Genomic DNA, 26,718 nt, shown 5'->3' on the forward strand with positions numbered 1-26,718 from the left:
TTGGCTTTAATACTTAATATTGAAACAGCAACGACCAATTGTTCGGTTTCTATTTCAAAACAAGGTAAAACAGTATTCTTAAAAGAAGACAATAATAAGAACTATTCGCATGCCGAAAGTTTGCATGTTTTTATTGATGCCGCTTTAAAAGAATCAAAAATAGCTTTAACTGATATTGATGCCATAGCGGTAAGCAAGGGGCCAGGGTCTTACACGGGTCTTCGAATTGGCGTTTCGGCAGCTAAAGGGCTTTGTTTTGCTTTAAACAAGCCGTTAATTTCAGTGTCCACACTTGAATCTTTAGCATATCAAGTAAAAATGGATGAAGGTATAATCATCCCTATGCTTGATGCAAGACGTATGGAAGTGTATTCGGGAATTTTCAATTCAGACTATAACCAAATCAGAGAAACACAAGCCCAGATTTTAGATGAAAATGCGTTTGTTAAATATTTAGAAAAAGGTAAAGTCTATTTCATTGGTAATGGTGTTGAAAAAGCCAAAGGCATCATAATGCACCCCAATGCCATTTTTATAGATAATAAATTACCTTCTGCAAATAACATGGGTTTGCTAGCTTATAATAAATACAAAATAAGCGACTTTGAAGATGTCGCTTATTTTGAACCTTATTATTTAAAAGATTTTGTCGCGTTAAAAGCCAAATAAAAATTAAAGTCCTTTCCCTTTGGGAGAGGATTTAGGAGAGGGATTAAGCCATTTTCCTAATTTCAACTTGATGTGGATATGGTATTTCTATACCGGCAGCATCTAGAGATTCTTTAACGTTTTCTGTTATTTCAAAATAAACGGCCCAATAGTCCTCTGAGTTACACCATGGCCTGACAGCAAAATTAACAGAGCTATCTGATAATTCTAAAACATTTACGGTTGGTTCTGGGATTTCTAAAACTTTAGGATTATTTTTTAAAACCGTCATTAAAACCTCTTTTGTTTTTTTGATATCAGAATCATAACCAACACCAAAAACCAAATCGACTCGTCGGGTGCCTTCTGTTGTGTAATTAATGATATTTCCGTTTGATAAAGCACCATTAGGAATGATTATTTCCTTGTTGGAAAGCCCAATTAACTTAGTGGTAAATATTTCAATCTGTTTTACAGAACCAATCTCACCTTGTGCTTCTACAAGATCTCCTATTTTAAATGGTTTGAAAATCATAATCAATACACCTCCAGCAAAATTACCTAAAGAACCTTGAAGCGCTAAACCAATGGCTAAACCAGCGGCTGCAATTACAGCAGCAAAAGAGGTTGTAGGAACTCCTAATGTTCCTAAAAGCGTAATGATTAACAATATTTTTAATGACCAATTTAAAAGGTTCATCAGAAATTTTTGCAGACTTTCTTCATAATTGCTTTTGGTCATTACTTTACGGCTAGCTTTGAGGATTTTTTTAATAATCCATGCGCCAACAATCCAAATAATAATGGCGCCAATAATCTTTATGCCATATTCTGTAGCTAATAATATCCATTTTTCTGTTTCAATAGTTTCTAAATCCATGAATGTTTGTTTTAATAGGTTTATTATGTTAAGACATGATACAATTTTCTTATTAAAAATGGGAAACCAAAAAGTTAAATAATGTTAATAAATAGGGAAACCATAGCAAGAATTGCTGGAATCGATTGAATATAGAATAGTTTGATTTGTTTGGTGGAATAGGCACCGTAAATACCAGCAATGGTAACACAAGAAAGAAAAAACAAGGCGATTTTAATATCGTTTTCTACGATTGAAAAAACCAATCCAGCTGATAAAAAACCATTATATAATCCTTGATTTGCAGCCAAAACTTTGGTGTCTTCTGCAAATTGTTTAGACTTCAATCTAAATGCTTTTATCCCTTTTGGTTTTGTCCAAAAAAACATTTCTAATATTAAAAAGTATACATGTTCTAAAGCAACAAGTAGTATTAAAAACATGCTTAAAAAACTCATTCTTTTAAAAATTCTAAAGCTTTACCAACGTCTTTAACAGGTAATTTACAAGCTTTGTTCACACATACGTAAATGAACGTTTCTTGTGGGTTGTATCTGTTTTCCAACAAAGGTAAATTATTTTCCGTAGTACTTGCAGCAATTAATTTATTGGGAATATAATGTTTATTTAAATCCGTTATTTTTTGTTTGGCGTCTTTACCTACTATGGCGACTTCATAAAACGGATTGGTATAATTTAACATTAAATCCAACCAATTGGAATAACCAGATGGGTATTCCTTCATTTCTGGTTTTACATTGTTTAGCATGGTCATGGCTGATTTTGAGAAATGCTCATTATCAAAATAATGTGATAATTTAAATAAATTTTTAGCCATAATGGAATTACTTGCAGGAATAACATTGTCTCGGTATTCAATACTTCTAGATACTAAGGATGCGTCACTATTGGAGGTGAAATAAAACATTTTGCTAGAGTCATCAAAAAAATGATCAAAGGTATAATTAGCTAAATCTCTTGCTGTTGTTAACCAAGTTTCATTTAAAGTGTTTTCGTAAAGAGAAATAAAAGCCTCAATAGTGGCAGCATAGTCTTCAAGATAACCGTTTATGGTGCTTTTTCCGTCTTTATAATTATGGTTCAAACCACCATCTTCACGAAGTTGGTTGCTGATTATAAAGTTGGCATTTTTTTCAGCAGCCTCCAAAAAGCTTTTGTCGCCTAATACTCTATAAGCATCTACATAACCTTTAAGCATCAAGGCGTTCCAAGAGGTTAGTGTTTTATCATCCAAACGCGGTTTGTCTCTTTTGTTTCGAACATTTAAAAGAACCGTTTTCCATTGCTGTTTTTTTTCTGCTAATTGTTTTTCGTTTATTTGAAATTTCTTAATAATGGAAGCATCATCATCTTTACGGATTAGAACATAATTGTCATGTTCCCAAAGTCCATAATCATTGATGTTATAATATTCTAAAAACAAATCAAAATCTTCTTTAAGAAGTGTTTTTAATTCGTTTTTGGTCCAAACATAAAAAGCCCCTTCTTCAAGTTTTCCTTCTGGGGTATTACTATCGGCGTCAAGCGAGGAATAGAACGCACCATTACTAGCAGTCATATCATTTTCTATATACTCTAAGGTTTCCGTAATAACTTTTTTATAAAGTGGGTTTTTTGTTATCAGATAGGCGTCTGCATATAAACTGACCAATTGGGCATTATCATATAGCATTTTTTCAAAGTGGGGCACATGCCATTTTTCATCAACCGAATATCTTGAAAAACCACCACCAAGATGATCATAAATCCCGCCATACGCGATTTGGGTAAGTGTTACATTCACAAACTCCTGGAGGTCTTTGTCATTGTTTTGGTAAGCTTGCCTCAGCAGAAAATGGTAATTGCTTGGCATCATAAATTTTGGAGCTTGATTCATACCGCCATTTGTATGGTCGAAATTTTTCGACCAATTTTTTAGTGCATCATCTATAAAAGCAGTTTCAAAAACGGGCTCGTCGGTATTTAAACTAACAACGTCCAACGACTTAATGCCTTGGGATAGTTTGTCTGCATATTCATATAGTTTGTCTGGATTCTCAACATAAAGTTTTGAAATCTGATTTAAAATGTCAATCCATTGTTCTTTTTTAAAGTAAGTACCTCCCCAAACTGGTCTGCCGTCAGGTAATGCTATTACGTTTAAAGGCCAACCACCACTGCCAGTCATAAGTTGTACGGCACTCATATAAATTTGGTCAACATCAGGGCGTTCTTCCCTGTCCACTTTTACATTGATGAAATCTTTGTTCATAACCTGCGCTACTAAACTATCTTCAAAACTTTCATGTTCCATAACGTGGCACCAATGGCATGCTGCATAGCCAACACTAATCAATAAAAGTTTTTTTTCAGTTTTTGCTTTCGCTAATGTTTTATCATTCCATGCATTCCAGTTTACAGGGTTGTGCGCGTGCTGTAATAAGTACGGACTAGTTTCATGTATAAGGTCGTTTGTGTATAGATGTGTCATGTCTTTTGAAGTTTCACTTTTACAGCTGAAAAGTATAATGGGCAATAGTAACAATAGAGTAAGCGTTTTTTTCATTTTAAGAATTGATGTAGAAAAAAAGCGTTCAGATATGAACGCTAAGGTTTTAGTTTTAACATTGTTGAGGTTTATTCAACTTCAAAAGTGATTTTTACATTGACTCTAAATTCTGTGATGTTTCCATTTACAACACTGGCACTTTGTTCTTTCAAATAAACAGAGCGTATGTTTTTAACACTTTTTGAGGCGTGGGTAACTGCTTTTCTTGCGGCATCTTCCCAACTTTTGTCTGAATTCGATAATACTTCAATAATTTTTAATACGGACATAGTTTAGTTTTTTAAAATAATTAATAACTCTAAATATAAGAAAATAAACTGAGTTAGCCGTTTATGGCTTCAACTGTTTCCACTTTGTCTTTTAGCATTTCTTTTAGCATATTTTCAATACCGCTTTTTAAAGTATATGTTGAAGATGGACAACCACTACAGGCACCTTGAAGTAGCACACTTACATTTTTGGTATCGGCATCATAAGAAATAAACTGAATGTTTCCACCATCACTGGCAACAGCTGGTTTTACATATTCTTCAAGAATGTTTATGATCTCTTTGGAGGTATCATCAAGCGATTCAAAATGGTCATCTATTTGTTTGGTCGATTTCTGCAAACTTTCTGCAGCTCCAGGTAAAACAATATCTTTTCCTTGTTCGATATAATTTTTTATAAATTCGCGTAATTGTACTGTAATCTCTTGCCATTCGGCTATATCATATTTTGTTATCGATATATAATTTTCATCAAGAAAAACATTTTTTACAAACGCAAAATGGAACAATTCTGTAGCTAATGGAGACAGTTTTGCTTTATCAATAGAAGTAAATTCAAATAAAGCTGTAACTAATTTTTTATTGGCAACAAACTTCATAACAGCAGGGTTCGGGGTACTTTCTGCATACACTGTAATAGGTACTTTTTTAGAAACGGCGGTTTCTTCAATAATAATGCCCCCATCATTTAAATAATCGCTTATTTGTTCTGCGATTTCATCCTGTACATCTTCCCACTCTACAATATTGTATCGTTCTATAGCAATAAAATTTCCTGCGATATACACCTTTTTTACAAAGGGCAAATAAAATAATTGCTGTGCTAATGGCGATTGCTTTGCTTCATCTATATTGTTGAATTCAAAACTTTGGTTTTTGGTAATGAACTGATTAAGTTCAAATTTGATGATAGCTTTATTCGAGGTTTCCTGTATTGAAACGGTAAAAGTATTCATTTTAGCTTTTTTTTTGTAAAAATACTAAAAGAAAACTATAGTTATGTATATATTTGGGTTTTGTTGCACTTTTGAAGGCATGAAGAATAGTTGAATTTTATATTATAATTTACTTATAATCAAAACATTGACATATATATAAAACCTACTTAACAATAGTTTATGAAGTCTACATATTGTTTCATTTTAATTATAACCCTTTTGGGGACTCTTAAAATCCAGGCCCAGGAAGGGTTGCCTATTTATGCAGACTATTTAACAGATAATTATTATTTAATCCACCCTTCTATGGCTGGGGCAGCAAATTGTGCAAAGGTGCGCTTAACTGGTCGCCAACAATGGTTTGGTCATGAAGATGCACCAAAACTTTTAACCTTAAGTATGAATGGTAGAATCGGGGATACGCCATCTGCTATTGGAGGTATTTTATATACTGATAAGAATGGATACCATTCGCAAACTGGGGCTTATGTAACGTATGCGCATCACCTGATGTTTTCTAGGTCTGAAGTAGATTTAAACATGTTATCGTTTGGCTTAAGTGTTGGGTTTATTCAATATAAATTAGATGAAACATCATTTCCGCAAGATGGTTTCGATCCTATAATTGATGGCGTTGTACAAAGTGAAACAAATCTTAACATGGATTTTGGTTTTTCGTATAATTATTTAGATTTCTATGCACATGGAACCGTAAAGAATCTTCTGAAAAACTCAGGAATCAATAACGATATTGAGATCACCAGTAATTTAAGACGTTATTTACTATCTGCAGGATATGTTTTTGGAAAATATGGAAGCGATTGGACATATGAACCTTCTTTAATGTTTCAATATAAAGAAGGCACACAAGAGTCTTCTATAGATATAAACGCCAAAGCTTATAAAACAACGCAATTTGGAAGTCTTTGGGGCGGCTTATCTTACCGTCAAAGTTTAGATGGTGCGCAATATCTAACAAATTCTGGAGCCATTGATAGTCAAAAATTGCAAAATATAACCCCAATTATAGGGGTAAATTACGATCAGTTTATGTTTGCTTATACCTATACATATCAAACCAATTCGGTTGTGTTTACTAATGGTGGGTTTCATCAATTAACTCTAGGGTATAACTTTAATTGTAAAAAGGTACGATACGATTGTAATTGTCCTGCCGTAAATTAAAAATTATTAGTAGGAGGTATAAACAATAATTTTCCATTCATTATCAATTTTCCTAAAAAGTAACATAAAAAAATCATCGATATTCCCTGCGTTTCGTTTTATGTGATATTCACCCAAAACATAATAGTTGTCATCACTAATTTTAGAAACATCATTTATTTTATAACTTAATATACCTGTGTGGTCTTTATCTGGATAGCTTCTTCTGTATTTCTCGAAGGTATTGTCCCAACCATGTGTAATACCATTGGAGCCATAGATTTTGAGTGAATCGTTTTTCCAAAAAACTTCCATATAGCCTTCTATATCATCTTTAGACCAAGCCATTCTTTGGTCTTTTAGAACACCAAGAATATCCTTTTTATCTTTCTCTTCCGTTTGGGCATTACTATTGTAACATGATAAAATAAAGAATAGTAGTAAAAACTTTTTCATACTTAATTTTAATATTATAGAGGTAAAAATAGTAAAATCTAAATATCAAAGCTTTACGACATCGATTAATTTAATAACTATCACAAAACATTTTTTTGTTGTTTAAAGAACGCATCGGCTTGAAGCTGCATAAGTTCCCTGGCTTTTTTACGCTTATAGGTGTATAGTTCGTCCTCGTTTTCTATATCGGAGTAGATGCGGTCGTTTATGGCATAATCTGTTTTCAACATGGCTTCCCGTTGGTTTTTGTTTTGAAGCACGTTTGTTTTAATGGCGGTTTCTTGGTCTTCCAATTTAAAATCGTAAGCACTTTTAGGCGATAACAGTTTTGCGAAAATTGGAGACGTTTCAATGGCTAAAAACAATAGAAATATAAAGAACGAGGGGAGCCAAGGCAATTCACTTAAAGCATTAACACGAGCCATTAAACCATCAAAATTATTGATGATGGGCTGTGTGTTTTGCACTTCAATATCGTAATTGCTTTTTAAATCGCTTATTTGAGTTTCATAAGCGGCCATTTTTAATTTGTTTTCAGCTTTTAATTGCTGCAATTCTGTTAATAAGGCATCGTGTTTATCACGTTTTTCTTTATAAACAGGCCCTTTGCCCAATAGTTTTGTGCCTGCGGTCCCTTCGGCTTCGGCAATGTAGGTATCATACAAAGCATTCACTTCAGCTTCTTTAGCATCAATTTGCTGTTGAAGGGATTTAATATTGTCATCCAAACCCGTAATGGTTGGCGTGAATTGTTCGGCAATCTGATTTTTATTGGCGAGTGTTAAGTCGTTTTTTTGTTCTAACAATACTTGGTTGATTTCCTTTTCAAAAATTTTAAGTTCCAAAGGTTTTGCAATAACAATAGCTATAATAACTGCCAGAATAATTCGTGGTGTGGCTTGAATGAATTCATCCATAAAGTTCCCTGTTTTTTTAATGGTAGACACAATAAAGCGGTCTAAATTAAAAATGAGAAATCCCCAAATAAGTCCGAAAAAAATGGATGAATACAGATTATCAAAAACTGTATAAAGCGCATAACTGGCTGCTATAAAAGCCATAACGGCTGTAAAGAACACGGTAGCGCCAATGCCGGCGTATTTATTTTGTTCGCCTTTAGAACAGCTTTCTAAAATATCGGTATCGGCACCAGAGCAAATAATGAAGAATTGCTTTAACATAACGTTTGTGATTTGATTGATTGACTGTTAGAACGTTAAAGTATGCTAAATGTTACATGATGGGTAAAAAAATAGTCAAGGTCTAGACTTGACTGTGGGTTTATTTTTTAAGATTTTAATTTTTTGCTGGTGGGCGTGGAACATCTTGTTTTTTCAAATCTTTCGAAGAATCCAATTCTTTTTTAGCTAAAGCTGAATATTTTATATAAAGAACCATTGTGGATTCGCGAATTTTCCAAAGTTCTGCAAGACTTTCTTTTTTCTCATTAAAATAAATTTTTACTATTTCAGCATAGGCATTTGCTTCCTCATTATATTCTTTTTTTAATTGAAGTAATTCTTGAGATGGGTTTTCTGGCTCAAGAGGTTTTGGTGGCATTGGTGGAGGTATTATATTGGGAAACGGCTCTGCACTGACTCTTTGTTCTTTATTCATTTTATTATATACATTTGCTATGAAGTCAATATCACTTTGCCTTTTAGTACTTTCATCATGTAAACGAAAATTATTTTTTCTAACAATATTAGTGTATTCTTCAATTTCTTCAAGAGTAGCTTTTTGTTGATGTGGTTGAGGTGGAAGTAATATCGTTGTAAAATCAGGAAATAGTTCATTTTCATTTTTTTGCTTCATAGTCATTAAGCCGTAGATGACCACGATACGATTTTTGTCCTTTACTTTAAGTATACGTTCACCTTCTGGATTTGAGTTAAATTTTTTAACTAAGTTGTTATATTCTTCTATCTCTTTTGGAGCGGCTTTCTGTTTATTTTTATTAAGCCAAGGTTCACCGTCCGTAAATTTTAGATTAACTTCTCCATATTCCATTAAGATTTTTTCAACTTCAGATATCGTTTTTTCCGATGTACCATTTCTAACAACAATTTCTATTTCCGTAAGGTTTTTTAGCTTTTTAAAGTACCTAAGATTCATTTCATCTCTCAAATCATTTGTGTCTAACCATAATCCGAATGCCGTTAAATTATCGGTATCTAGATAAAAAACCATTCTAAAAGCCTTATTTATTTCCTGTGGAACTGTTTCTTGAATTTTTGAAGAACTGTTAAGAGTTATTTTTGATATACCAATTAATCTAATAAATTCTTTTACATAAGACGTGTAAAGTCCATTTGTACCACTTTCTACTTTTAAATTAACGATGATATTACTCTTGACATCTTCTGACAAGCCATTTGTTAACGCATTTAATTTTTTGTAAAGATCTGCATAATGAAATGTTTCATCATTCAGTGTAACTTCAGCTTTTTTGTTTAATGTAATTGTAATTTGGCTTATACTTTTTTGTATGGTTTGTGATTTGGCAGTTGAACCATTTATTTGTACGGATTTTTCAATAACGTTCTTTTCACTAAAACTATAAATCAATATAGCTAGTAGTGGTAATAAAATGAGGCTGCGAAGCCAAAAAGCTTGTTTGGATGTGTGTGTTTTCATAACTGTGAATCGTTTTTTGATTGATGAATAATTAAGGGCGTTTGCCAATGGTAGTTCTGTAGCATCCCGATTGCTATCGGGAGATGAGAATGCCAATAAGATGTTTTGGTAAGTTGATGAGTCTATACCTTGTTTTAAAACGGCGTTGTCTGCTAAAAACTCATGATTTAATTTGATGCTGTGCTTTATGAAATAGATTAACGGGTTGAACCAAAATAGGATGTGCAGGATTTCAATAAACAGCACATCTAAACTGTGTTTTTGTTTGGCGTGGGTTTCTTCATGTAACAAGACTTCTTTGGGAATTTGATGTGTTTCAAATTTTTGTTTGTTTAAAAAAATGTAATCGAAAAAGGTATGTGGCACAATTAAATCCTGCAATAGTACATGTGTAAATTGGTGGATTTTAACTTTCGTATTGTGTTTAATTTTATAAAAAAGTTGCGCTAGATTTTTAAAAAACTTGATGCTGAAAAGTAATACGCCCATTCCGTAAATAGCCCAAAGAATAATAGGAACATAGTTTATGGGCTGGACTTCTATAATGGTATTAGTTATTGGAGCATCTGAAAAAGTTAAAGGAAATTTTTGTGCTGTAGGTTCAATATATTCTGTAAAGGTTATTAACGGAATAACGAATGCTAAAACTGCCGAAACCAATAAATAGAAACGTTTGAAAACATGAAAGCTTTCTTTTTCTAATACCAGCTTATAAAAGGTATAAAAGATTGCTAAACAGATGCCCGATTTTAAAACATAGAATTCCATATCTATTTGTTTTTGAGTTCTTTATCTATAAGCGTTTTTAAATCCTCTAATTCTTCCTTGGTTAAATTGGTTTCTTTGGTAAAAAACGAGGCGAATTGAGAGGCGCTATCGTTAAAAAAGTTCTTTATTAGGCCGTTTACATGTTTAGAGAAATAGTCTTTTTTTTTAACCAGCGGATAATATTCCCGTGAATTTCCATATAAATTGTAATCAATAAACCCTTTGTCGGTCATACGTTTTAAAAGTGTTGCCACGGTTGTGGTTGCTGGCTTGGGTTCTGGATAGGCCTCAAGCAGGTCTTTCATAAACGCTTTTTCTAGCTTCCAGAGGTAATTCATTAATTCTTCTTCGGTTTTTGATAATTGCATTTTCTACAAAATTAGATTGTGTTCTACAAACATAGAACAAATATTTTAATTCTACAAGTGTAGAGTAAAAATAATTTTAATTGTAATGTAATAATTAGGGATTTTCAATAGAAATTGTATGGAGACTTCCTAACTCCTGCTAAGTTTCACTTATTGAAAATATTGCTTGAATGCAAAAACAATTATTTTGGGAACTATTATTTTCACTAATCACTAATCACTAATCACTAATCACTAATCACTAATCACTAATCACGGATTGTTTCGGGAACGAATACTCTCAATAACAACCGTTGCTAAAATCAGCGAGCCACCAATAAATGTCTTGAGGTTGGGGGTTTCATTTAAAAAAATAAAGGCCAAAATGATTCCAAAAATTGGCGTAATACTGGTAATAATACTCGCCGTACTTACTGAGAAGTGTTTAAAGCTGCTCACTAGCATTGTATGACCAATAGCCGTTGGTAACAATCCTAACATGACTACATAAGGAATTTGGTTTGTGATATTTGATATATCCATGAAAAATAAGGATGGAAGCAATAATACACTTAGTATGGAAATTTGATAAAACATAATACTAGTGCCAGAATAATGGCTGGTTAATTTTTTGGAAATAATATTTCTAATGGAATATAAGAGTGCAGATAATACACCAAACAAAATAGCACCAATATGAGCATTTTCAAGATTAAATTCAGGGGCTAAAATATAGAGGCCAAGTAATACCATAAGACTCAAAACAATATACATGGGGTCGAACTTTACCTTAATAAAAAGAGGTTCAATAAGAGCGGTAATCATGGGGTAGGTAAACAACGAGAGCATGCCAATGGCAACATTCGATAATTTAAGGGCGTAGAAATACGTAATCCAGTGGGCACCAAAAAACAAAGCGCTTACCAGAATGGTTAAAAAATCCCTTTTCGAATAAACTTTTAGGTTTACCTTTTTGAAGTAACAAAAACCATATAAAAACAAGCCGCCCACAATGCACCGACACCAAATAATCACCGGAGGCGGTAAGTCTATAAATTTGCCTAAAGGACCAGAAGTACTACCAAATAATGTGGCTATGAAAAGAAAGATAAGGTTTTTGGTATGTTGGTTTTTCATCTAGTATTCTTAGTAAGTATTAGCGATTGAAACGACATCCTTTTTTATGGATTCCGGCTTTCGCAGGAATGACAGAATGAAAAGATATAGTGTAAAGCGCGACCCCATTTGGGTAACACCAAAATTATTTAGATAGCTCCGTAAAATACTTATAAAACAAGGGAATGGTTTCAATGCCTTTTAAATAGTTAAAAATCCCGAAGTGTTCGTTTGGTGAATGGATGGCATCGCTGTCCAAACCAAAACCCATTAAAATGGTTTTGCTTTTTAATTCTTGCTCGAAAAGCGACACAATAGGAATACTACCGCCACTGCGTTGGGGGATAGGTGTTTTACCAAAGGTAACTTGATAAGCTTTGCTTGCCGCTTGGTAGCCAATACTATCAATAGGTGTGACGTAACCTTGTCCGCCATGATGCGGTTTTACGTTTACCTTCACACCTTCTGGAGCAATGCTGGTGAAATGTTTGGTAAATAATTCAGTAATTTCTAGCCAATCTTGATGTGGTACCAATCGCATGGATATTTTAGCATGCGCCTTACTGGCAATGACGGTTTTAGAACCTTCGCCTGTGTAACCGCCCCAAATGCCATTCACATCTAGAGTAGGCCTAATGGCATTTCGCTCGTTGGTGGTATAGCCAGATTCTCCATAAACGCCTTCAATATCTAAGGCTTTTTTATAGTCTTCTAAATTGAAAGGTGCTTTTGCCATGTCGGCACGCTCCTCTTGTGATAACTCTTCAACCTTATCATAAAACCCAGGGATGGTAATATGGTTATTGTCATCATGAAGCGATGCAATCATTTTCGCTAGAATATTAATGGGGTTTGCGACGGCTCCACCATACAAACCCGAATGTAAATCGCGATTGGGACCGGTAACTTCAACTTCCACATAACTAATTCCGCGTAAACCCGTGGTGATGGAAGGAATATCATTGGCAATCATGCCTGTATCGGAAATAAGTATAACGTCATTCTTTAGTTTTTCTTGATTTTTTTTAACAAAAACGGTCAGATTCCGACTTCCCACTTCTTCTTCTCCTTCAATCATAAATTTCACATTGCATGGTAATTGGTTGGTTTGCACCATAAATTCCAAAGCCTTTACATGCATGTACATTTGTCCTTTATCATCACAAGAACCTCTTGCAAAAATAGCACCATCTGGGTGCAAATCGGTTGTTTTAATTACAGGTTCAAAAGGGGGTGAATCCCATAAATCCAGAGGGTCTGCAGGTTGCACATCATAATGACCGTAAACTAAAACCGTAGGTAAGTTGACATCAATAATTTTTTCGCCATACACAATAGGATTGCCTTCCGTTTCACATAACTCAACAATATTGCAACCTGCTTTTTCTAAACTTATTTTTACAGCTTCGGCAGTTTTTAAAATATCTGCCTTATAGGCAGAATCTGCACTTATGGAAGGTATTTTAAGAAGTTCAATAAGTTCGCTTAAAAATCGGTCTTTGTGTTCTTTAATATAAGATTGAATATGGTTCATGGCGTGTTTAAAAATGATTTTTCCAAAAGTATAAAAAAAGAATGTTTTTTAATCTTAGAAGTTTGCCATTTAAAAATCTTGATTATATTTGCAGTCCTTTTGCGGGCGTGGTGGAATTGGTAGACACGCTAGACTTAGGACTTAGCCAAGCAAAAGGACAAAAAAATTTTAAAATGCGGGCGTGGTGGAATTGGTAGACACGCCAGACTTAGGATCTGGTGCCGCGAGGTGTGGGAGTTCGAGTCTCCCCGCCCGTACAAAAAGCCGAAGGTTTTCTTCGGCTTTTTTATTTCAAAAAACAGCCTTCTTTTTTACACAGGTACAACATAGGTACAACATTTTACGATTTTGCTGTTCATTTTTTAATTTGTGCTTATTTGATATCTTTTAATAGTAATCTATATAAAAATATTGAAAGTAATAGTTTTCCTATTACTCATATTACTTTTGTTTAGTCCTATTGGCTTAAATTAGAGTGAGAAAAATATTTCATTGGAGAATTGATGTTTTTAGAAAACTCAAACAAAAAGATTAGAGCAACAAAAGAAAAAGGAATTTATTGATATAACTAATGCACATAATTGGATGATTAAAAATAGATTGGTTCTATAGCATTTATATTAATCCTCATTGGATTTAAATTGCTCTCATAAATTTTGTTAAAACTATAGTTGAAAAGAGAGCCCACATTTAAGGGTTGAGTAATACATTATCTTAAGAATTATAATTCAAAAAAGGGCTTTAAATCAATCTTTTATACGCAATTTTCATAATTTGGTTGTCAACATTCTGCAGTATCAAGGTTTAGTGTTCTTTATGGAAGTAATTTTGAATTAAGTTTAGTAAATTCGAATTTATAAGATTGGAATAATGATTAAGAATTAAATGATTTTAATTTCGAAGCGTAGGAGTGGTCATGTTAATATTTGAAATTTCCAAATCCAGTAAAAGATACATTTTTAATCAATTTACAATAGTTATTGGTCTTCAGGCCAAAAATAGATTACATTTAGTATAGGACAAATTGTTTTTTATAAAATCATCACTACAAAAACTAGATTTATGAACAAAATAGCTGTAAATAAACTTAGTAGACATTTATTTTAAATCATTCATGCAGAACACAAAAAATATATATATCATTAAACGTATTGGTAAGGGACTATTGAATATAAAAGAAGAGGGGTTAAGTGTTATATGGGAGACCGCTCATGAATTGGTAGATTTTACTTCTCCATGGAATTCACAAAAAGTAGATAAAATAGTATTTAGATCCTTGTGGGATACTGAAACACTCTTTTTTAATTTTGAAGTTGAGGACCCAGAAGTATATATTGATACTACAAATGATACCATTGAGAGCATTAACAATTCTGATCGCGTAGAATTGTTCTTTAGGTCGGATAACAGCTTAAATCCATATTATTGTTTAGAAATAGATCCAACAACAAGGATATTGGACTTCAAGGCCAGACCAAATAATAAGTTTGATTTTAATTGGAATTGGCCTGTTAAGGACATTGAGGTAAAATCGTCAATTAATAAAACTGGTTTTATGGTTGTAGGAGCCATTAGTATTAGTTCACTTCTCAAGCTTGGTTTGATAAAATCTGGTATAATTGAGACTGGAGTTTTTAGAGCAAAATATAATAAACAGGAAAACGGGAAATATATACCTACTTGGATAACATGGGTTGACCCAAATACGGAGACCCCTAATTTTCATGTAGCATCTTCTTTTGGAATATTCAAATTGGAAAATTTTTAATTGCCCATAAAAGGCTCTACATTTTCCGAATTTATAATATCTATGGGCAGGAGCAATTCATTTGGGATTTCTTTTTCGAAAAGCAAAAAATCCACTAAGTATTTTAATGCGAGGTAGGCTTGTTGTTTGGGATTTTGGTGTATCAAGAAGTCAATAGTTCCTTCCTTTAAATGAGCTACATTTTCAGGTAATAAATCATATCCAACAATAGAAATGTTATGTTGCGTTCTATTTTTGATTATTTCGGCAACTTGATAGACTTTAGAAGTAGTAACAAAAATTCCAGTTAAATATTTATGCTCATTTAAAAACAAGTTAAACTGAGATTCAAAATTTGGATGTTTTAATTTACAGGTCAATATTTTATTTTTAAATTTCAGGGATTCATCAAAAAAACTTTTGAACCCCTTTTCCTTTTCTTGCATGTGTATGGCGTTTTTGTATTTTTCGTCAATATGTATAATCACAAAGTCGCCCTCTGATTTTCTTAAACCATACAATAATTTTGCTGCAATCCTGCCACTTTGAAATAGATCCTGTCCAACGAATTTATTGATTGTTGCAGAATTAATGCGATTGTTAAAAGTTGATACGATAATACCTAATTCTTCATATTTTTCCAATACAAACAATGATTCTTTATTAAATAGAGGAACTAGTACAACAGCATCCGGCAACATGATTTGAATGTTTTCATTTTCATTTAAAAACGATTTGGTGCATTGGGGATTGAACAGTACCGTCAGTATATTTACGCCAAAGGCTTTCAATTCAATAATGGCGTTTTTTATTCCATCGGTACAAGGACTCCAATAAGGGTCTACTTCTGGATCTGGCATTAATACACAAATATCATATACCTTGTTGTTCTTTAGGTTTCTTGCAATAAGATTCGGTTCATAATCAATCTCAGTAAGCAATTTGGTTATTCTTTCAAGGGCTTTTTTTGAAACTTTACCCCGGTTATGTATTACCCTATCAACCGTACCTTTAGAAACCCCCGCCAATTCCGCAATATCGCGTATAGTGTATTTTTTTTTCATACCAACAAATATATAAAACTAATTTAAAAACCGTTAATGTGTTCGATAACATTTTTTTGTGTTCGTACACATTTATAAAATAATTTATTTATATTTGAAAAAAAATGATGGGTGATCGAAGGTAATTCAAATGCCTAAGTTTTTAATTAAAGTGAAAAATGATGCTTAAAAAACCAACACTTGTCATATTAGCAGCAGGTATGGGAAGCCGATATGGTGGGTTGAAACAAATCGATTCTTTTACACCTGAAGGTGATACAATTATTGATTTCTCACTGTATGATGCCCTAAGTGCAGGATTTGGAAAATTTGTTTTTATAATACGCAAGAGTTTTGAAAACGAGTTCAAGAAAATTTTCAATAAAAAACTGGAAGGTAAAGCTGAGATTGTATACGTGTATCAAGAGCTTGATTGTGTACCCAATAAATATGTAAATCCAGAAAGAACTAGACCTTGGGGTACAGGGCATGCCCTTTTAATGGCAAAAGATGCGGTAAGTGAAAACTTTGCTATTATCAATGCAGACGATTTTTATGGTAAAGAGGCTTTTGAAATTATGGCGAAATCGCTCTCGGAAATGGATGTGAATTCATATAATTTTAATACCATGGCATATTTGTTGAAAAACACGTTGTCAGATTATGGGTTCGTATCAAGAGGCGAATGCCAAGTCAGTGAAACAGGGTTTTTGATAGATGTGACCGAGCGCACCCATATTGAAAGAATTAATGGCAAGATAATGCGAGAAAATGACGAGGGTGACCTTATCCCAATAGATGAGAACTCCGTAGTTTCAATGAATTTCTGGGGCTTTACGCCGAAATGTTTTGAATTTGGGAGCAGGTTGTTTGAAACGTTTTTAGAAGCAAACAAAGAAAATTTAAAAGCCGAATTTTACATTCCTTCAATAGTAAAGGAGATATTGAAATCGAACATGGCTACTGTTGAAGTGCTAAAGTCGAATGCAAAATGGTTTGGGGTTACTTATCAAGAAGATAAGGAAATAGTTGAAAAAGCCATTGGAATGTTGAAAAAAAATAAGGTTTATCCACGCAATCTTTGGTAATATGTCAATAGAGAAACTTAAAATTATATTCAATCAGTTCCAGCACGAAGGGGAGTTCGAATCCTATCAAGAATTAGCTTCTGGTCATATCAATGATTCTTATTTAATAAAAACAAATCATAAACCCTATTTTGTATTACAGCGTATAAACCATGAAGTTTTTAAAGATGTACCAGGACTTATTGAAAACAAGGTTGCCATTAGTCAACATATTAGAAGAAAGTTAAAAGACCTACCTAAGAAAAAACTGAAACGCCGTGTATTGGCTTTTGCCAAAACGAAAGCAGGAGCATTTTACTTTCGGGGTGATGACGGTAATTACTGGAACCTAATGTACTTTATTGACAAAAGTGTGTCTTTTGAAACAGTAAAAGATGAACGGATTGCCTATGAGGGAGGATGTTTGTTAGGGCAATTTTTAACTCTCACCAATGACTTTGATGTGTCAAAATTGATAGAAGTCATTCCTAAATTCCATGATATGTCATTTCGTTATATGCAATTTGAAGATGCTTTGAGAATAGCTTCAAATGAACGACGTGGTATTGTAAAAGAACAGATTTTATTAGTTGAGGGTTTAAAGGCTGAAATGCACATTCTTCAAAGTTTGAAAGAGTCTGGGGCGATAAAAATACGAGTTACTCATAACGATACCAAAATATCTAACAGTCTTTTTAATGAAAAAAGTAAAGGACTTTGTGTGATTGATACAGATACAATCATGCCAGGAATAGTGCATTATGATTTTGGGGATGCTATTCGAACCATTTGCAACACAGCCGCTGAGGATGAAACCAATCTAGATTTAGTGGAGTTCAACCTTAAATATTATAAGGCATACACAAAGGGATTTCTAAAAAAAATGAAATCTTCATTGACACCTATAGAGTTGAAATACCTTCCATTGGGAGCAAAGACCATGATATTCATTATGGCTTTGCGGTTTTTAACGGATTATTTAAATAATGATGTGTATTATAAAATAAAATATCCCAATCATAATTTAGATCGAGCTAAAAATCAGTTTAAGCTGTTACAGAGTATGTCTCAAAAGATGTCACAAATAGAAAATGAACTGTAAATGAAAAATTATGTAATCACAGGGGGTTGATTTTATAGCTAGCCATATAACCGAAATAATAATATAATGAAGGTCATACGTTGCAATTTAGATGGTTTTAGAGTAGGATTTGAAAAGAATCTTTAACGGTTACTGTGAATTTTATAACATGGGATGTTTGGGAAAGAGTATTGGTTATTGATATGGTTGAAAAATAGATGCCGTTTATATTTAGCCAAACTATAAAGTGTTCCTGAATCTTTTTAGAAAATAGAGCAATGTATTTAAATTAATTCCATAGATGCCTATGAAGTTTTTAGCCACCTAATTAAAAAGTGAGAGTATTATGCAACAAATTAATAAGCAAAAAAGCAATTTAGTGCCAATAGCCATTATAGCAGGGCTCTTTTTTATATTCGGCTTCATTACTTGGATCAATGGGGCACTTATCCCCTTTATGAAGACAATCAATGATCTGACCGATGCCCAGTCATATTTTGTAGCCTCCGCCTCTTATATTTCCTTTGTAGTTATGGCGCTGCCAGCTTCTTATATTTTAAATAGGATTGGCTATCGAAAAGGAATATCCTTAGGGTTGATGGTTATGGGAGTGGGTGCATTGGTTTTTATTCCTGCGGCAGAAGCAAGAACCTACTGGGTATTCTTAACAGGCATTTTTATCCAAGGCACTGGAATGACCTTGTTGCAAACGGCAGCAAACCCATATATAACCATATTGGGCCCTATTGAAAGCGGCGCAAAGCGTATCGCTATTATGGGAATCGCCAACAAAACGGCTGGGGCCTTAGGATCGTTGATCTTTGGAGCCTTGTTGTTATCAGGAATCGATGAAGTAAAAGAGAATTTGGGGAGTGTTACTGTTGAAGAAAAAGAAATCTTGTTGGACAAGATGGCCGACAGTGTATTTATGCCCTACCTAATAATGGCTACGGTTTTATTTGTATTGGGTATACTAATTAGAAAAGCCCCGTTACCAAATTTAGAAGCAGAAGAATTTAAAGAAGTAAAAATTGATAAAAGCACAAAAGGAAGTATTTTTCATTTTCCGCATCTATGGTTGGGGGTGCTGACTTTGTTTGTTTACGTTGGGGCTGAAGTAATAGCGGGCGATACTATAATCGCCTATGGAATATCTTTAGGGTTTTCTGCTGCCGATGCCAAATTCTTTACCACATTTACGCTTTTAGCCATGGTATGTACCTACGCTTTAGGTATTATATTAATCCCTAAATATTTAAGGCAAGGAACAGCTCTTAAAATCAGTGCGGTTCTAGGTATTTTTTTTAGCATTTGCATCCTATTTACCACAGGCTTTACATCGGTCTTGTTTGTGGCGGCATTGGGAATCGCCAATGCCTTGGTTTGGCCAGCTGTTTGGCCTTTAACATTGGAAGGTTTGGGTAAGTTCACTAAAACAGGATCGGCTTTGTTAATTATGGCCATTTCTGGAGGGGCTATTATTCCACCGTTATACGGACGTATGGTAGATATCAACAAAAATGGGCTTATTTTTAGTGGAATAGAAAAATCAGAGGCTATGGCAACAGCGGCAACAAATAGCTATTGGATATTAATCCCCTGCTATGTGATTATATTATTTTTTGCCATTTGGGGGAAGAAATACAAAAATTGGTCTAAAAATTATTAAAGGGAAATAAAACTTAATCAATTAAAAATTCAATAAAAAAAAATGTTACAGAGTACTATAGATAAGGCCACAGGTTTCGAAAAAAGATTTGAGAATATTGGAACAGTAGTCTATGAAAATTCAACCATAGCTTCAAAATCAGTCGCTAAGGAAATAGCAGATCTAATAAGGGTGAAACAAGCCCAAAAGCAACCTTGTATTTTAGGTTTGGCGACAGGCTCTTCGCCTAAAGGGTTATATTCAGAATTGGTCCGGTTACATAAAGAAGAGGGTTTAAGTTTTAAAAACGTAGTTTCCTTTAATTTGGATGAATACTACCCAATGGAACCAGACTCTATTAATAGTTATGTCCGATTTATGAAAGAACAACTTTTCAACCATGTCGATATACTTACAGAAAATTATTATATACCAAATGGTAAGTTATCTAAAGAAGACATAGCTGATTATTGTAGTAATTATGAAGCAAAAATAGAAGCATTGGGAGGTATAGATCTGCAAATCTTGGGAATAGGTGGTAATGGACATATAGGTTTCAATGAATCGGGTTCGTTACAAAACTCAAAAACCCGTTTGGTAGCTTTGGATCATGTCACAAGAGTGGCCGCAAGCAATGATTTTTCTGGATTGGAGAAAACGCCAAGAACCGCAATTACTTTAGGTGTAAAAAAAATCATGGAAGCTAAACGTGTTATACTTATGGCATGGGGAGAAGGTAAATCGCATATTATCAAAGCGTCTACCGAAGGGCCTGTTACCAGCCAGGTTCCAGCCTCGTTTTTACAAGAGCACAATAACGCCACTTTTGTTTTGGATCAATCATCAGCATCCAAATTAACACGCATCAATACGCCATGGTTGGTTGAGAAAATTAAATGGACAGATAAGCTGATAAGAAAAGCAGTTTTGGGATTGGCGCTTCATTTGAATAAACCAATTTTAATGTTAACAGATGCCGATTATATCGAGAATGGAATGAGTGATCTATTGGCAGATTCTGGACCTGCATATGATATCAATATCAAGATATTCAATAAGCTTCAGAATACTATTACAGGTTGGCCAGGCGGAAAGCCTAATGCAGATGACAGCAAGCGACCGGAACGTGCTGAACCGATAAAAAAGCGAGTACTTATATTTAGTCCACATCCCGATGATGATATCATCAGCATGGGAGGTACGTTTAAACGTTTGCAAGAGCAAGGTCACGAAGTACACATAGGGTATCAAACTTCAGGTAATATAGCTGTAGCTGATGATGAGGCCTTAAGGTTTGCCAGTTTTGTATGTGATTACAATGATAAATTTGGAATTAAGAGTTTAGAAGCTGATAACATATATAAAAAAGCTATTACATTTCTTGAAAATAAAAAGACGAGTGAAATAGATATTTTAGAGGTAAGATATATCAAAGGGTTAATTAGGAAAGGAGAAGCACAATCTGCCTGCTATTTTATTGGTGTTCCAGAAAGTCAAATTCATTTTATGGAACTGCCATTTTATGAAACAGGAACTATTGAGAAAAAACCATTGGAAGAAGAAGATATTCAAATTACAATGGACTTGATCGAAAAAATAAAACCACACCAAATTTATGCTGCAGGGGATTTGCAAGATCCACATGGTACCCACAAGGTATGTTTAGATGCTGTTTTTGGAGCGGTGAAAAGACTTAAGTCTAAAAAATTCATGAATGACTGTTGGGTGTGGTTATACAGAGGCGCTTGGCAAGAATGGGGCATAGATGAAATTGAAATGGCAGTGCCTATGGGTCCAGACCAAGTGTTGGAAAAGCGTAAAGGCATATTTAAGCACCAATCACAAAAAGACGGTGTAGTTTTTCAAGGAGCGGACAGTAGGGAGTTCTGGCAACGTGCGGAAGATAGAAACAAGGAAACAGCCAATTTGTATGACCAATTGGGGTTATCCCGTTATGCAGCTATGGAAGCCTTTGTAAGGTGGATGTATTAGATGATTATTTTATTAGGTTAAATTGAAAGAAGCTGAAGGTTTATTTGTGGGATATTTCATAATTTTTGCCATGTGTTGGCCATATAAAGTTAAATTAAATGATAAAGATTGATTATAAGAAGGAAAGTATATTAAATGAAGATTCAGTTTTTGGATTAATTCAAAAGAAATCTTTTAAAACCATTGAACTATACCAAAAGTTTATTAATTGGGTTTCTGGAGAATTTGATTTATATCTTCAGGAAGAATCCATGGGTTTAAAAGTGTACTATCCAAATGGGTGGTTTGCATTTGAAAAGAAAAATAAACATACTAGTAATTTTAGTGTTGAAATACTTGTAAAAGGAAAATCAAGAATAGACTGTCAAAAGATATTATTTCAACTAGATCTCATTTATAACCATGTTGCTTGTTTTCAGAATTAAATGTTAATCAAAACCAAACAATTAAATATGGAAATAATTAACAATTCACTAAAAAATGTGAATGGCCTTTTTCATATCTCAAGCTCTAATTCTTTTTTTAGAGGTTTTTTCTTATATATATATTGTCTCAACTTTTATGGTAGCCGATGGATTAGTAATTGTTTTTTGAGATGGTCGCGATTGATAAACATTAAAAATCTTATACAAATGAAAAAATTAAAGAAACAAAATGAAGGCTTCTATTATTTAAAAAATAATTTAGATCCTAAAATCGGAAACAAACATCACTATATAGACCTATTCATAATATTACTTATTAATTTGCACATATATGGGCTAACTTCAGAAACTCCCTTATATCGATTAAATCATGCAAATTACCAATTTCAAAATGTCGATTTTGATAGAGCCATTCATGATGAATTAATTTTAGCGGGCAATAATAAACATGAACAACATACTAAGTACACTAACAAAGATTTGTATGCTATCGATGATGCTAATTATTATAGAGTTTACGAAAAGGGGACACTAGTAGGAACAGCTTATCATGTTGGCCCTGGACAAGCTTTAGCTACAATTTCTGAAGTCCCTTGGGCCACTTTAGAACCAGGAGATTGTGTTTACATTCACTGGCGAGAAACTCCTTATAAAGAAAAATGGGTAATTAATAGACAAGGCACAGAAGCTAATCGCATTAAAATCATTGGAGTTAATGGTCCAGAAGGGCAACAAGCAGTAATTGATGGTAATGGGGCAACCACAGTAGATGGCGTTATTCTTTGGAATGATACAAGAGGAGTTATTAAAATAGGAGGGTCTGCAATACCTCAAGATGGATTACCCAACTATATCACTATTGAAAATCTTGAAGTGAAATCTGCTCGACCACCTTATGATTACACTGATGAAGATGGCATAACGGAAGGTTATTCTACTTTAGGAGCTGCAATTTATGTAGAAAAGGGAGCAAACTTAATTATTAGAAATTGTACATTACATGATTCGGGATTTGGTTTGTTCATTGGTGCTAACAATGGAAACTCAGAAAATATTTTGATTGAAGGAAACCACTTCTATGATAATGGTATTGAATCTAGTAACTTTGGGCACAACACTTATACGGCTGCTGTTAATATCACCTATCAATATAATCATTTTGGTCCCTTGAGGGCTGGAGCGAATGGCAATAATCTTAAGGACAGATCGGCAGGTTTAGTCGTTCGATACAATTGGATTGAAGGAGGCAATAGACAATTAGATATGGTAGATGCTGAAGATTCCCATATTTTGGTAAACCACCCAAGTTACAACACTACTCAAGTTTATGGGAATGTTTTAATTGAACCTGCTGATTCAGGAAACAATCAAATGGTTCTTTATGGAGGCGACAGTGGCACTACAGTAGATTATAGAAAAGGAAATCTGTATTTTTATAATAACACCATTATCTCTACTAGAGACGATACAACCACACTACTTGCATTATCTACTAATGACGAAACTGCACACGTATTCAATAATGTTCTGTATACTACAGTTTCTGGAGATCAATTGGCAATAATGAGCACTGAAGGTACAGTTAATATACATCATAACTGGCTCAAAACAGGATGGAAAGATTGCCATTGTGCTATTCAAAACGGCAGTGTAAATGACCAAGGAAATAATATAACTGGTTCAGATCCACTATTCAAAGATTTTAATGCTCAAAATTTTAGTTTAATGGAAAATTCCTCATTAATTAACCAAGGCAATGTCATTCCCTCCTTATTGCTGCCAAATCATAACGTGTCTTTTGAATATATTAAGCATCAAAACTTTGAGAGCAGAACAGTATCTGGAAATTTAGATATAGGTGCTTTTGAATACAATTCGAATTTATCTGTAAACGACGAAATATTTAGCTCAAGAGTCTCAGTTATGCCAAATCCTATAGATACAATTTTTAAAATTGAGATTGAAGGTGGTGTTTTAGAGAATGTAATTATTTATAATGAATTTGGGCAACAATTAAAAAAAGTAACGACCTACAAAGTTGATATTTCCAATTTTTCTCCTGGTATTTATTTTTTTAAAATAATCTCAAAAGATGGAAAAACGACTATTAAAAAAGTGATTAAGAAATTAAAATGACACGAATATTATTAAACATTGATAGGGGTAGATTGCTCGCTATAAGTATAGGAATCATATATTTTTGGTTTGGATTATTAAAGTTTTTTCCTGAACTAAGTCCAGCTGACGGTCTTGCAAAACATACCATAACTTTTTTAACCTTTGGACTGATTCCTGAAAACATCAGTATTTTAATGCTTGCTATTATTGAAGTAGGTATTGGGTTGTGTTTATTGTTTAATGTTCAACTTAAAACTGTAGTAAGCATTGCTATAATTCATTTAATATTAACCTTTATTCCTGTATTATTTTTCCCTGAAGTATCTTTTGCCAAAGCACCTTTTGTACTAACATTGGTTGGGCAATATATAGTTAAAAACATAGTCATTATAAGTGCCTTGTTTTTTATATATCCTATTAATGATTACACTAAACATCTAATTAAATAAACATCTAAAATCATGACAAAATTTAAACTCTTAAAACAAATATTTTCAATAGGAATTCTTTTTCTAATTCTCGGAATTCATAAAATACATGCTCAAGGCTGTGTTGCTATTCGCGGATTCTCTTCTTGTAATGGTTATATGGAAGATGGCGGATTTTTAATGAAAGGGGATTTTTCTGTTGGAACAAATTTTAGATATTTTCAGTCCTTCAGACATTTTAGAGGGACCCATGAAGAAACCAACAGGGTTGCAAATGGCACACAGGTTATTAATGATTCTTACTTTGTGGATATTGCATTTAATTATGCTGTTACAGATAGATTGTATGCTACTGTATTGCTTCCTTTTGCATCACATGTTAGGTCGTCAATGTATGAACATGGCGGGAATCCTCCAAACGGATTAGGCGAACGGCACATTACACGCTCAAGTGGATTATCGGATATGAGATTAGGTGTAGGTTACTGGCTATTTGAGCACAGTACAAAGCCTTATAATTTTGCCATTGGCACAGGTATTAAATTACCTACTGGAGATTATAATTATATGGATACATTTTATAATCAAGGACCCAATAGAGACCAAGATGTTTTAAGGGTTGTAGATCAATCCATTCAATTGGGAGATGGAGGTATCGGATTTAATGTTGATTTTCAAGGATATTATATGCTATCAAACAGTTTTACACTCACAACTACCCTCTACTATTTATTTAATCCAGAAGAGACGAATGGCGTGTTAACTAGGGGAGGTTCAAGTGAGTTTTCTGTACCCGATCAATTTGCTGCACAATTAGGAACCTTTTATTCTCCAAAAATTAAAGGTCTTAGTTTTTATTTAGGCGGAAGAATTGAAGGCGTACCATCATCAGATTTAATAGGTAGTAGCGATGGTTATAGAAGACCAGGTTATGCTATATCGGTTGATCCAGGTATAAATTACAACACAAATAACTTATCTCTAAGCCTTAATGTTCCTGTAGCTTTAGAAAGAAATAGAACCCAAAGCTTTTCAGATAAAAAACGTACCTCTGAAACAGGCGTTTTTACACAGGGAGATGCTGCTTTTGCTGATTATCTTATTAACTTCAACCTGACGTACCGATTTAGAAACAATAAAAATAAAGATGTAGATTTTAATATGGTTCATTAAAAGCCACAAATAGAATCAATGGCGTACGGTAAGTTTTTGTTACGTCCCTACGGGACTTTATCGTCAAAACAAAATCGACTTTCTTCCAATAAATTGCCCTTATGGGGGGCAGTCCCTTTAGGGCCCAGATATTGATAGAAACTAAAAGTGACCCCAGATACATTAAGTCCCGTAGGGACGTAATAGAATTAAGATATTTAGCAATCTTAATGGGTTTTTGTCGGACAGTGATGTTAAGAAATAAATAAAAGCAAATATGATTTCGCATCTGTATAAGGAAACAAGATTTAAAAACGTTTATATCTATTTTATTATAGTCTAAAGAAACGGAAAAATTCTTGAAAAATAGTGAAAATACGATGTACAATCAAACGCTAAAGTCATAGATAGAGGATACGATATTATCTACATGGAACAAGGCTGTCAAAACAAATGTAATTATTGAAGAACTCATTTTTTCATTCGGGCAGAGGGTCTCAATATGCCAGTTACGCCTTTACGGATATCATTCAATGCTATAAAAATCTTACATAATCCTATTTTAAAAGTTTGAAACCGGAATGGGCATATAAACAAATACCATTATGAATCACAAGGTAAACTATCGATCTTTAGTTGGATCCCAATGATTTTTTATTTTAATTCATGGATGTATAATACTCTTTCATATATGACACACAACGTTTTTAAA

General features: G+C 33.5%; 24 protein-coding genes and 1 tRNA gene. 13 read left to right on the top strand and 12 right to left on the bottom strand.

Annotated elements, in window-relative coordinates; genetic code table 11:
* On the top strand, positions 1-669 hold the full coding sequence (gene tsaB, locus CSW08_RS13340) for a tRNA (adenosine(37)-N6)-threonylcarbamoyltransferase complex dimerization subunit type 1 TsaB (protein ID WP_106660367.1): 669 nt from the start codon (positions 1-3) through the stop codon (positions 667-669).
* A gap of 43 nt (positions 670-712) precedes the next feature.
* Here tsaB and CSW08_RS13345 read toward each other — a convergent pair whose 3' ends face one another.
* From CSW08_RS13345 to CSW08_RS13365, 5 genes are all read right to left on the bottom strand, one after another.
* Entirely contained in the window at positions 713-1,528 is an 816-nt protein-coding gene (locus CSW08_RS13345) for a mechanosensitive ion channel family protein (protein WP_106660368.1), read from the bottom strand.
* A 74-nt stretch (positions 1,529-1,602) separates the two neighbouring features.
* Positions 1,603-1,965, bottom strand: a complete 363-nt coding sequence (locus CSW08_RS13350; RefSeq protein WP_106660369.1) for a DUF1304 domain-containing protein — start codon at positions 1,963-1,965, stop codon at positions 1,603-1,605.
* The gene (locus CSW08_RS13355) at positions 1,962-4,073 is read right to left on the bottom strand and encodes a thioredoxin domain-containing protein (RefSeq protein ID WP_394337036.1); all 2,112 of its coding nucleotides are present in this window, start codon (positions 4,071-4,073) and stop codon (positions 1,962-1,964) included. Before CSW08_RS13355 ends, CSW08_RS13350 begins: the two co-directional genes overlap by 4 nt.
* A 71-nt stretch (positions 4,074-4,144) precedes the next feature.
* Positions 4,145-4,345 carry a dodecin family protein gene (locus CSW08_RS13360; RefSeq protein ID WP_106660371.1) on the bottom strand — a complete coding sequence of 67 codons (201 nt, stop codon included), beginning with the start codon at positions 4,343-4,345 and terminating at the stop codon, positions 4,145-4,147.
* A gap of 53 nt (positions 4,346-4,398) precedes the next feature.
* Positions 4,399-5,301: a NifU family protein gene (locus CSW08_RS13365; RefSeq protein WP_106660372.1), complete on the bottom strand. Its 903-nt coding sequence runs from the start codon at positions 5,299-5,301 to the stop codon at positions 4,399-4,401.
* Positions 5,302-5,463: 162 nt separating this feature from the next.
* Here CSW08_RS13365 and CSW08_RS13370 point away from each other — a divergent pair, with 162 nt between their 5' ends.
* Positions 5,464-6,468, top strand: coding sequence for a PorP/SprF family type IX secretion system membrane protein (locus tag CSW08_RS13370; RefSeq protein ID WP_106660373.1), 1,005 nt, complete (start codon positions 5,464-5,466; stop codon positions 6,466-6,468).
* 6 nt (positions 6,469-6,474) lie between these two features.
* On the opposite strand, the gene CSW08_RS13375 is transcribed toward CSW08_RS13370, so the two are convergent.
* From CSW08_RS13375 to CSW08_RS13400, 6 genes are all read right to left on the bottom strand, one after another.
* Positions 6,475-6,903, bottom strand: a complete 429-nt coding sequence (locus tag CSW08_RS13375) for a Cif family virulence factor (RefSeq protein ID WP_106660374.1) — start codon at positions 6,901-6,903, stop codon at positions 6,475-6,477.
* Positions 6,904-6,983: 80 nt separating this feature from the next.
* Complete coding sequence (locus CSW08_RS13380; RefSeq protein ID WP_106660375.1) at positions 6,984-8,084, bottom strand: DUF4407 domain-containing protein; 1,101 nt, start codon at positions 8,082-8,084, stop codon at positions 6,984-6,986.
* 115 nt (positions 8,085-8,199) lie between these two features.
* Positions 8,200-10,308 carry a M56 family metallopeptidase gene (locus tag CSW08_RS13385; protein WP_106660376.1) on the bottom strand — a complete coding sequence of 703 codons (2,109 nt, stop codon included), beginning with the start codon at positions 10,306-10,308 and terminating at the stop codon, positions 8,200-8,202.
* 2 nt (positions 10,309-10,310) lie between these two features.
* Entirely contained in the window at positions 10,311-10,676 is a 366-nt protein-coding gene (locus tag CSW08_RS13390) for a BlaI/MecI/CopY family transcriptional regulator (protein ID WP_106660377.1), read from the bottom strand.
* Positions 10,677-10,928: 252 nt separating this feature from the next.
* Positions 10,929-11,792, bottom strand: coding sequence for a DMT family transporter (locus CSW08_RS13395; protein WP_106660378.1), 864 nt, complete (start codon positions 11,790-11,792; stop codon positions 10,929-10,931).
* Between the two features lie 124 nt (positions 11,793-11,916).
* Entirely contained in the window at positions 11,917-13,305 is a 1,389-nt protein-coding gene (locus CSW08_RS13400; RefSeq protein ID WP_106660379.1) for a dipeptidase, read from the bottom strand.
* Positions 13,306-13,346: 41 nt separating this feature from the next.
* Here CSW08_RS13400 and CSW08_RS18135 point away from each other — a divergent pair, with 41 nt between their 5' ends.
* The 3 genes from CSW08_RS18135 to CSW08_RS13410 all read left to right on the top strand — a co-directional run bounded on the left by CSW08_RS18135 (position 13,347) and on the right by CSW08_RS13410 (position 15,073).
* Complete coding sequence (locus tag CSW08_RS18135) at positions 13,347-13,502, top strand: hypothetical protein (protein WP_157831486.1); 156 nt, start codon at positions 13,347-13,349, stop codon at positions 13,500-13,502.
* Positions 13,481-13,562: transfer RNA gene (locus tag CSW08_RS13405), tRNA-Leu, on the top strand. Before CSW08_RS18135 ends, CSW08_RS13405 begins: the two co-directional genes overlap by 22 nt.
* Before the next feature lie 857 nt (positions 13,563-14,419).
* Positions 14,420-15,073: a sugar-binding protein gene (locus CSW08_RS13410; RefSeq protein ID WP_106660380.1), complete on the top strand. Its 654-nt coding sequence runs from the start codon at positions 14,420-14,422 to the stop codon at positions 15,071-15,073.
* On the opposite strand, the gene CSW08_RS13415 is transcribed toward CSW08_RS13410, so the two are convergent.
* On the bottom strand, positions 15,070-16,116 hold the full coding sequence (locus tag CSW08_RS13415) for a substrate-binding domain-containing protein (protein WP_106660381.1): 1,047 nt from the start codon (positions 16,114-16,116) through the stop codon (positions 15,070-15,072). The two genes, CSW08_RS13410 and CSW08_RS13415, sit on opposite strands and share 4 nt — an antisense overlap.
* Positions 16,117-16,274: 158 nt before the next feature.
* On the opposite strand from CSW08_RS13415, the gene CSW08_RS13420 reads away from it, so the two are divergent.
* From CSW08_RS13420 to CSW08_RS13455, 8 genes are all read left to right on the top strand, one after another.
* Positions 16,275-17,183 (top strand): sugar phosphate nucleotidyltransferase, encoded by a 909-nt coding sequence (locus CSW08_RS13420; protein ID WP_203226896.1) that lies wholly within the window; start codon positions 16,275-16,277, stop codon positions 17,181-17,183.
* 1 nt (position 17,184) lies between these two features.
* The gene (locus tag CSW08_RS13425; protein ID WP_106660382.1) at positions 17,185-18,264 is read left to right on the top strand and encodes a phosphotransferase enzyme family protein; all 1,080 of its coding nucleotides are present in this window, start codon (positions 17,185-17,187) and stop codon (positions 18,262-18,264) included.
* Positions 18,265-18,589: 325 nt separating this feature from the next.
* Entirely contained in the window at positions 18,590-19,912 is a 1,323-nt protein-coding gene (locus CSW08_RS13430) for a sugar MFS transporter (protein ID WP_106660383.1), read from the top strand.
* Positions 19,913-19,954: 42 nt separating this feature from the next.
* Positions 19,955-21,883, top strand: coding sequence for a glucosamine-6-phosphate deaminase (gene nagB, locus CSW08_RS13435; protein WP_106660384.1), 1,929 nt, complete (start codon positions 19,955-19,957; stop codon positions 21,881-21,883).
* Between the two features lie 98 nt (positions 21,884-21,981).
* Positions 21,982-22,308 carry a hypothetical protein gene (locus CSW08_RS13440; RefSeq protein ID WP_106660385.1) on the top strand — a complete coding sequence of 109 codons (327 nt, stop codon included), beginning with the start codon at positions 21,982-21,984 and terminating at the stop codon, positions 22,306-22,308.
* Between the two features lie 207 nt (positions 22,309-22,515).
* Complete coding sequence (locus CSW08_RS13445; protein ID WP_157831487.1) at positions 22,516-24,444, top strand: T9SS type A sorting domain-containing protein; 1,929 nt, start codon at positions 22,516-22,518, stop codon at positions 24,442-24,444.
* On the top strand, positions 24,441-24,875 hold the full coding sequence (locus tag CSW08_RS13450) for a doxx family protein (RefSeq protein ID WP_106660387.1): 435 nt from the start codon (positions 24,441-24,443) through the stop codon (positions 24,873-24,875). The genes CSW08_RS13445 and CSW08_RS13450 overlap by 4 nt, the downstream gene beginning before the upstream one ends.
* A 12-nt stretch (positions 24,876-24,887) precedes the next feature.
* Positions 24,888-26,027, top strand: coding sequence for a transporter (locus tag CSW08_RS13455; RefSeq protein ID WP_106660388.1), 1,140 nt, complete (start codon positions 24,888-24,890; stop codon positions 26,025-26,027).
* Positions 26,028-26,718: the final 691 nt, after the last annotated feature.

Origin of the sequence: Confluentibacter flavum (assembly GCF_002843175.1) — a bacterium.
GTDB classification, from domain to species: Bacteria; Bacteroidota; Bacteroidia; order Flavobacteriales; family Flavobacteriaceae; genus Confluentibacter; species Confluentibacter flavum.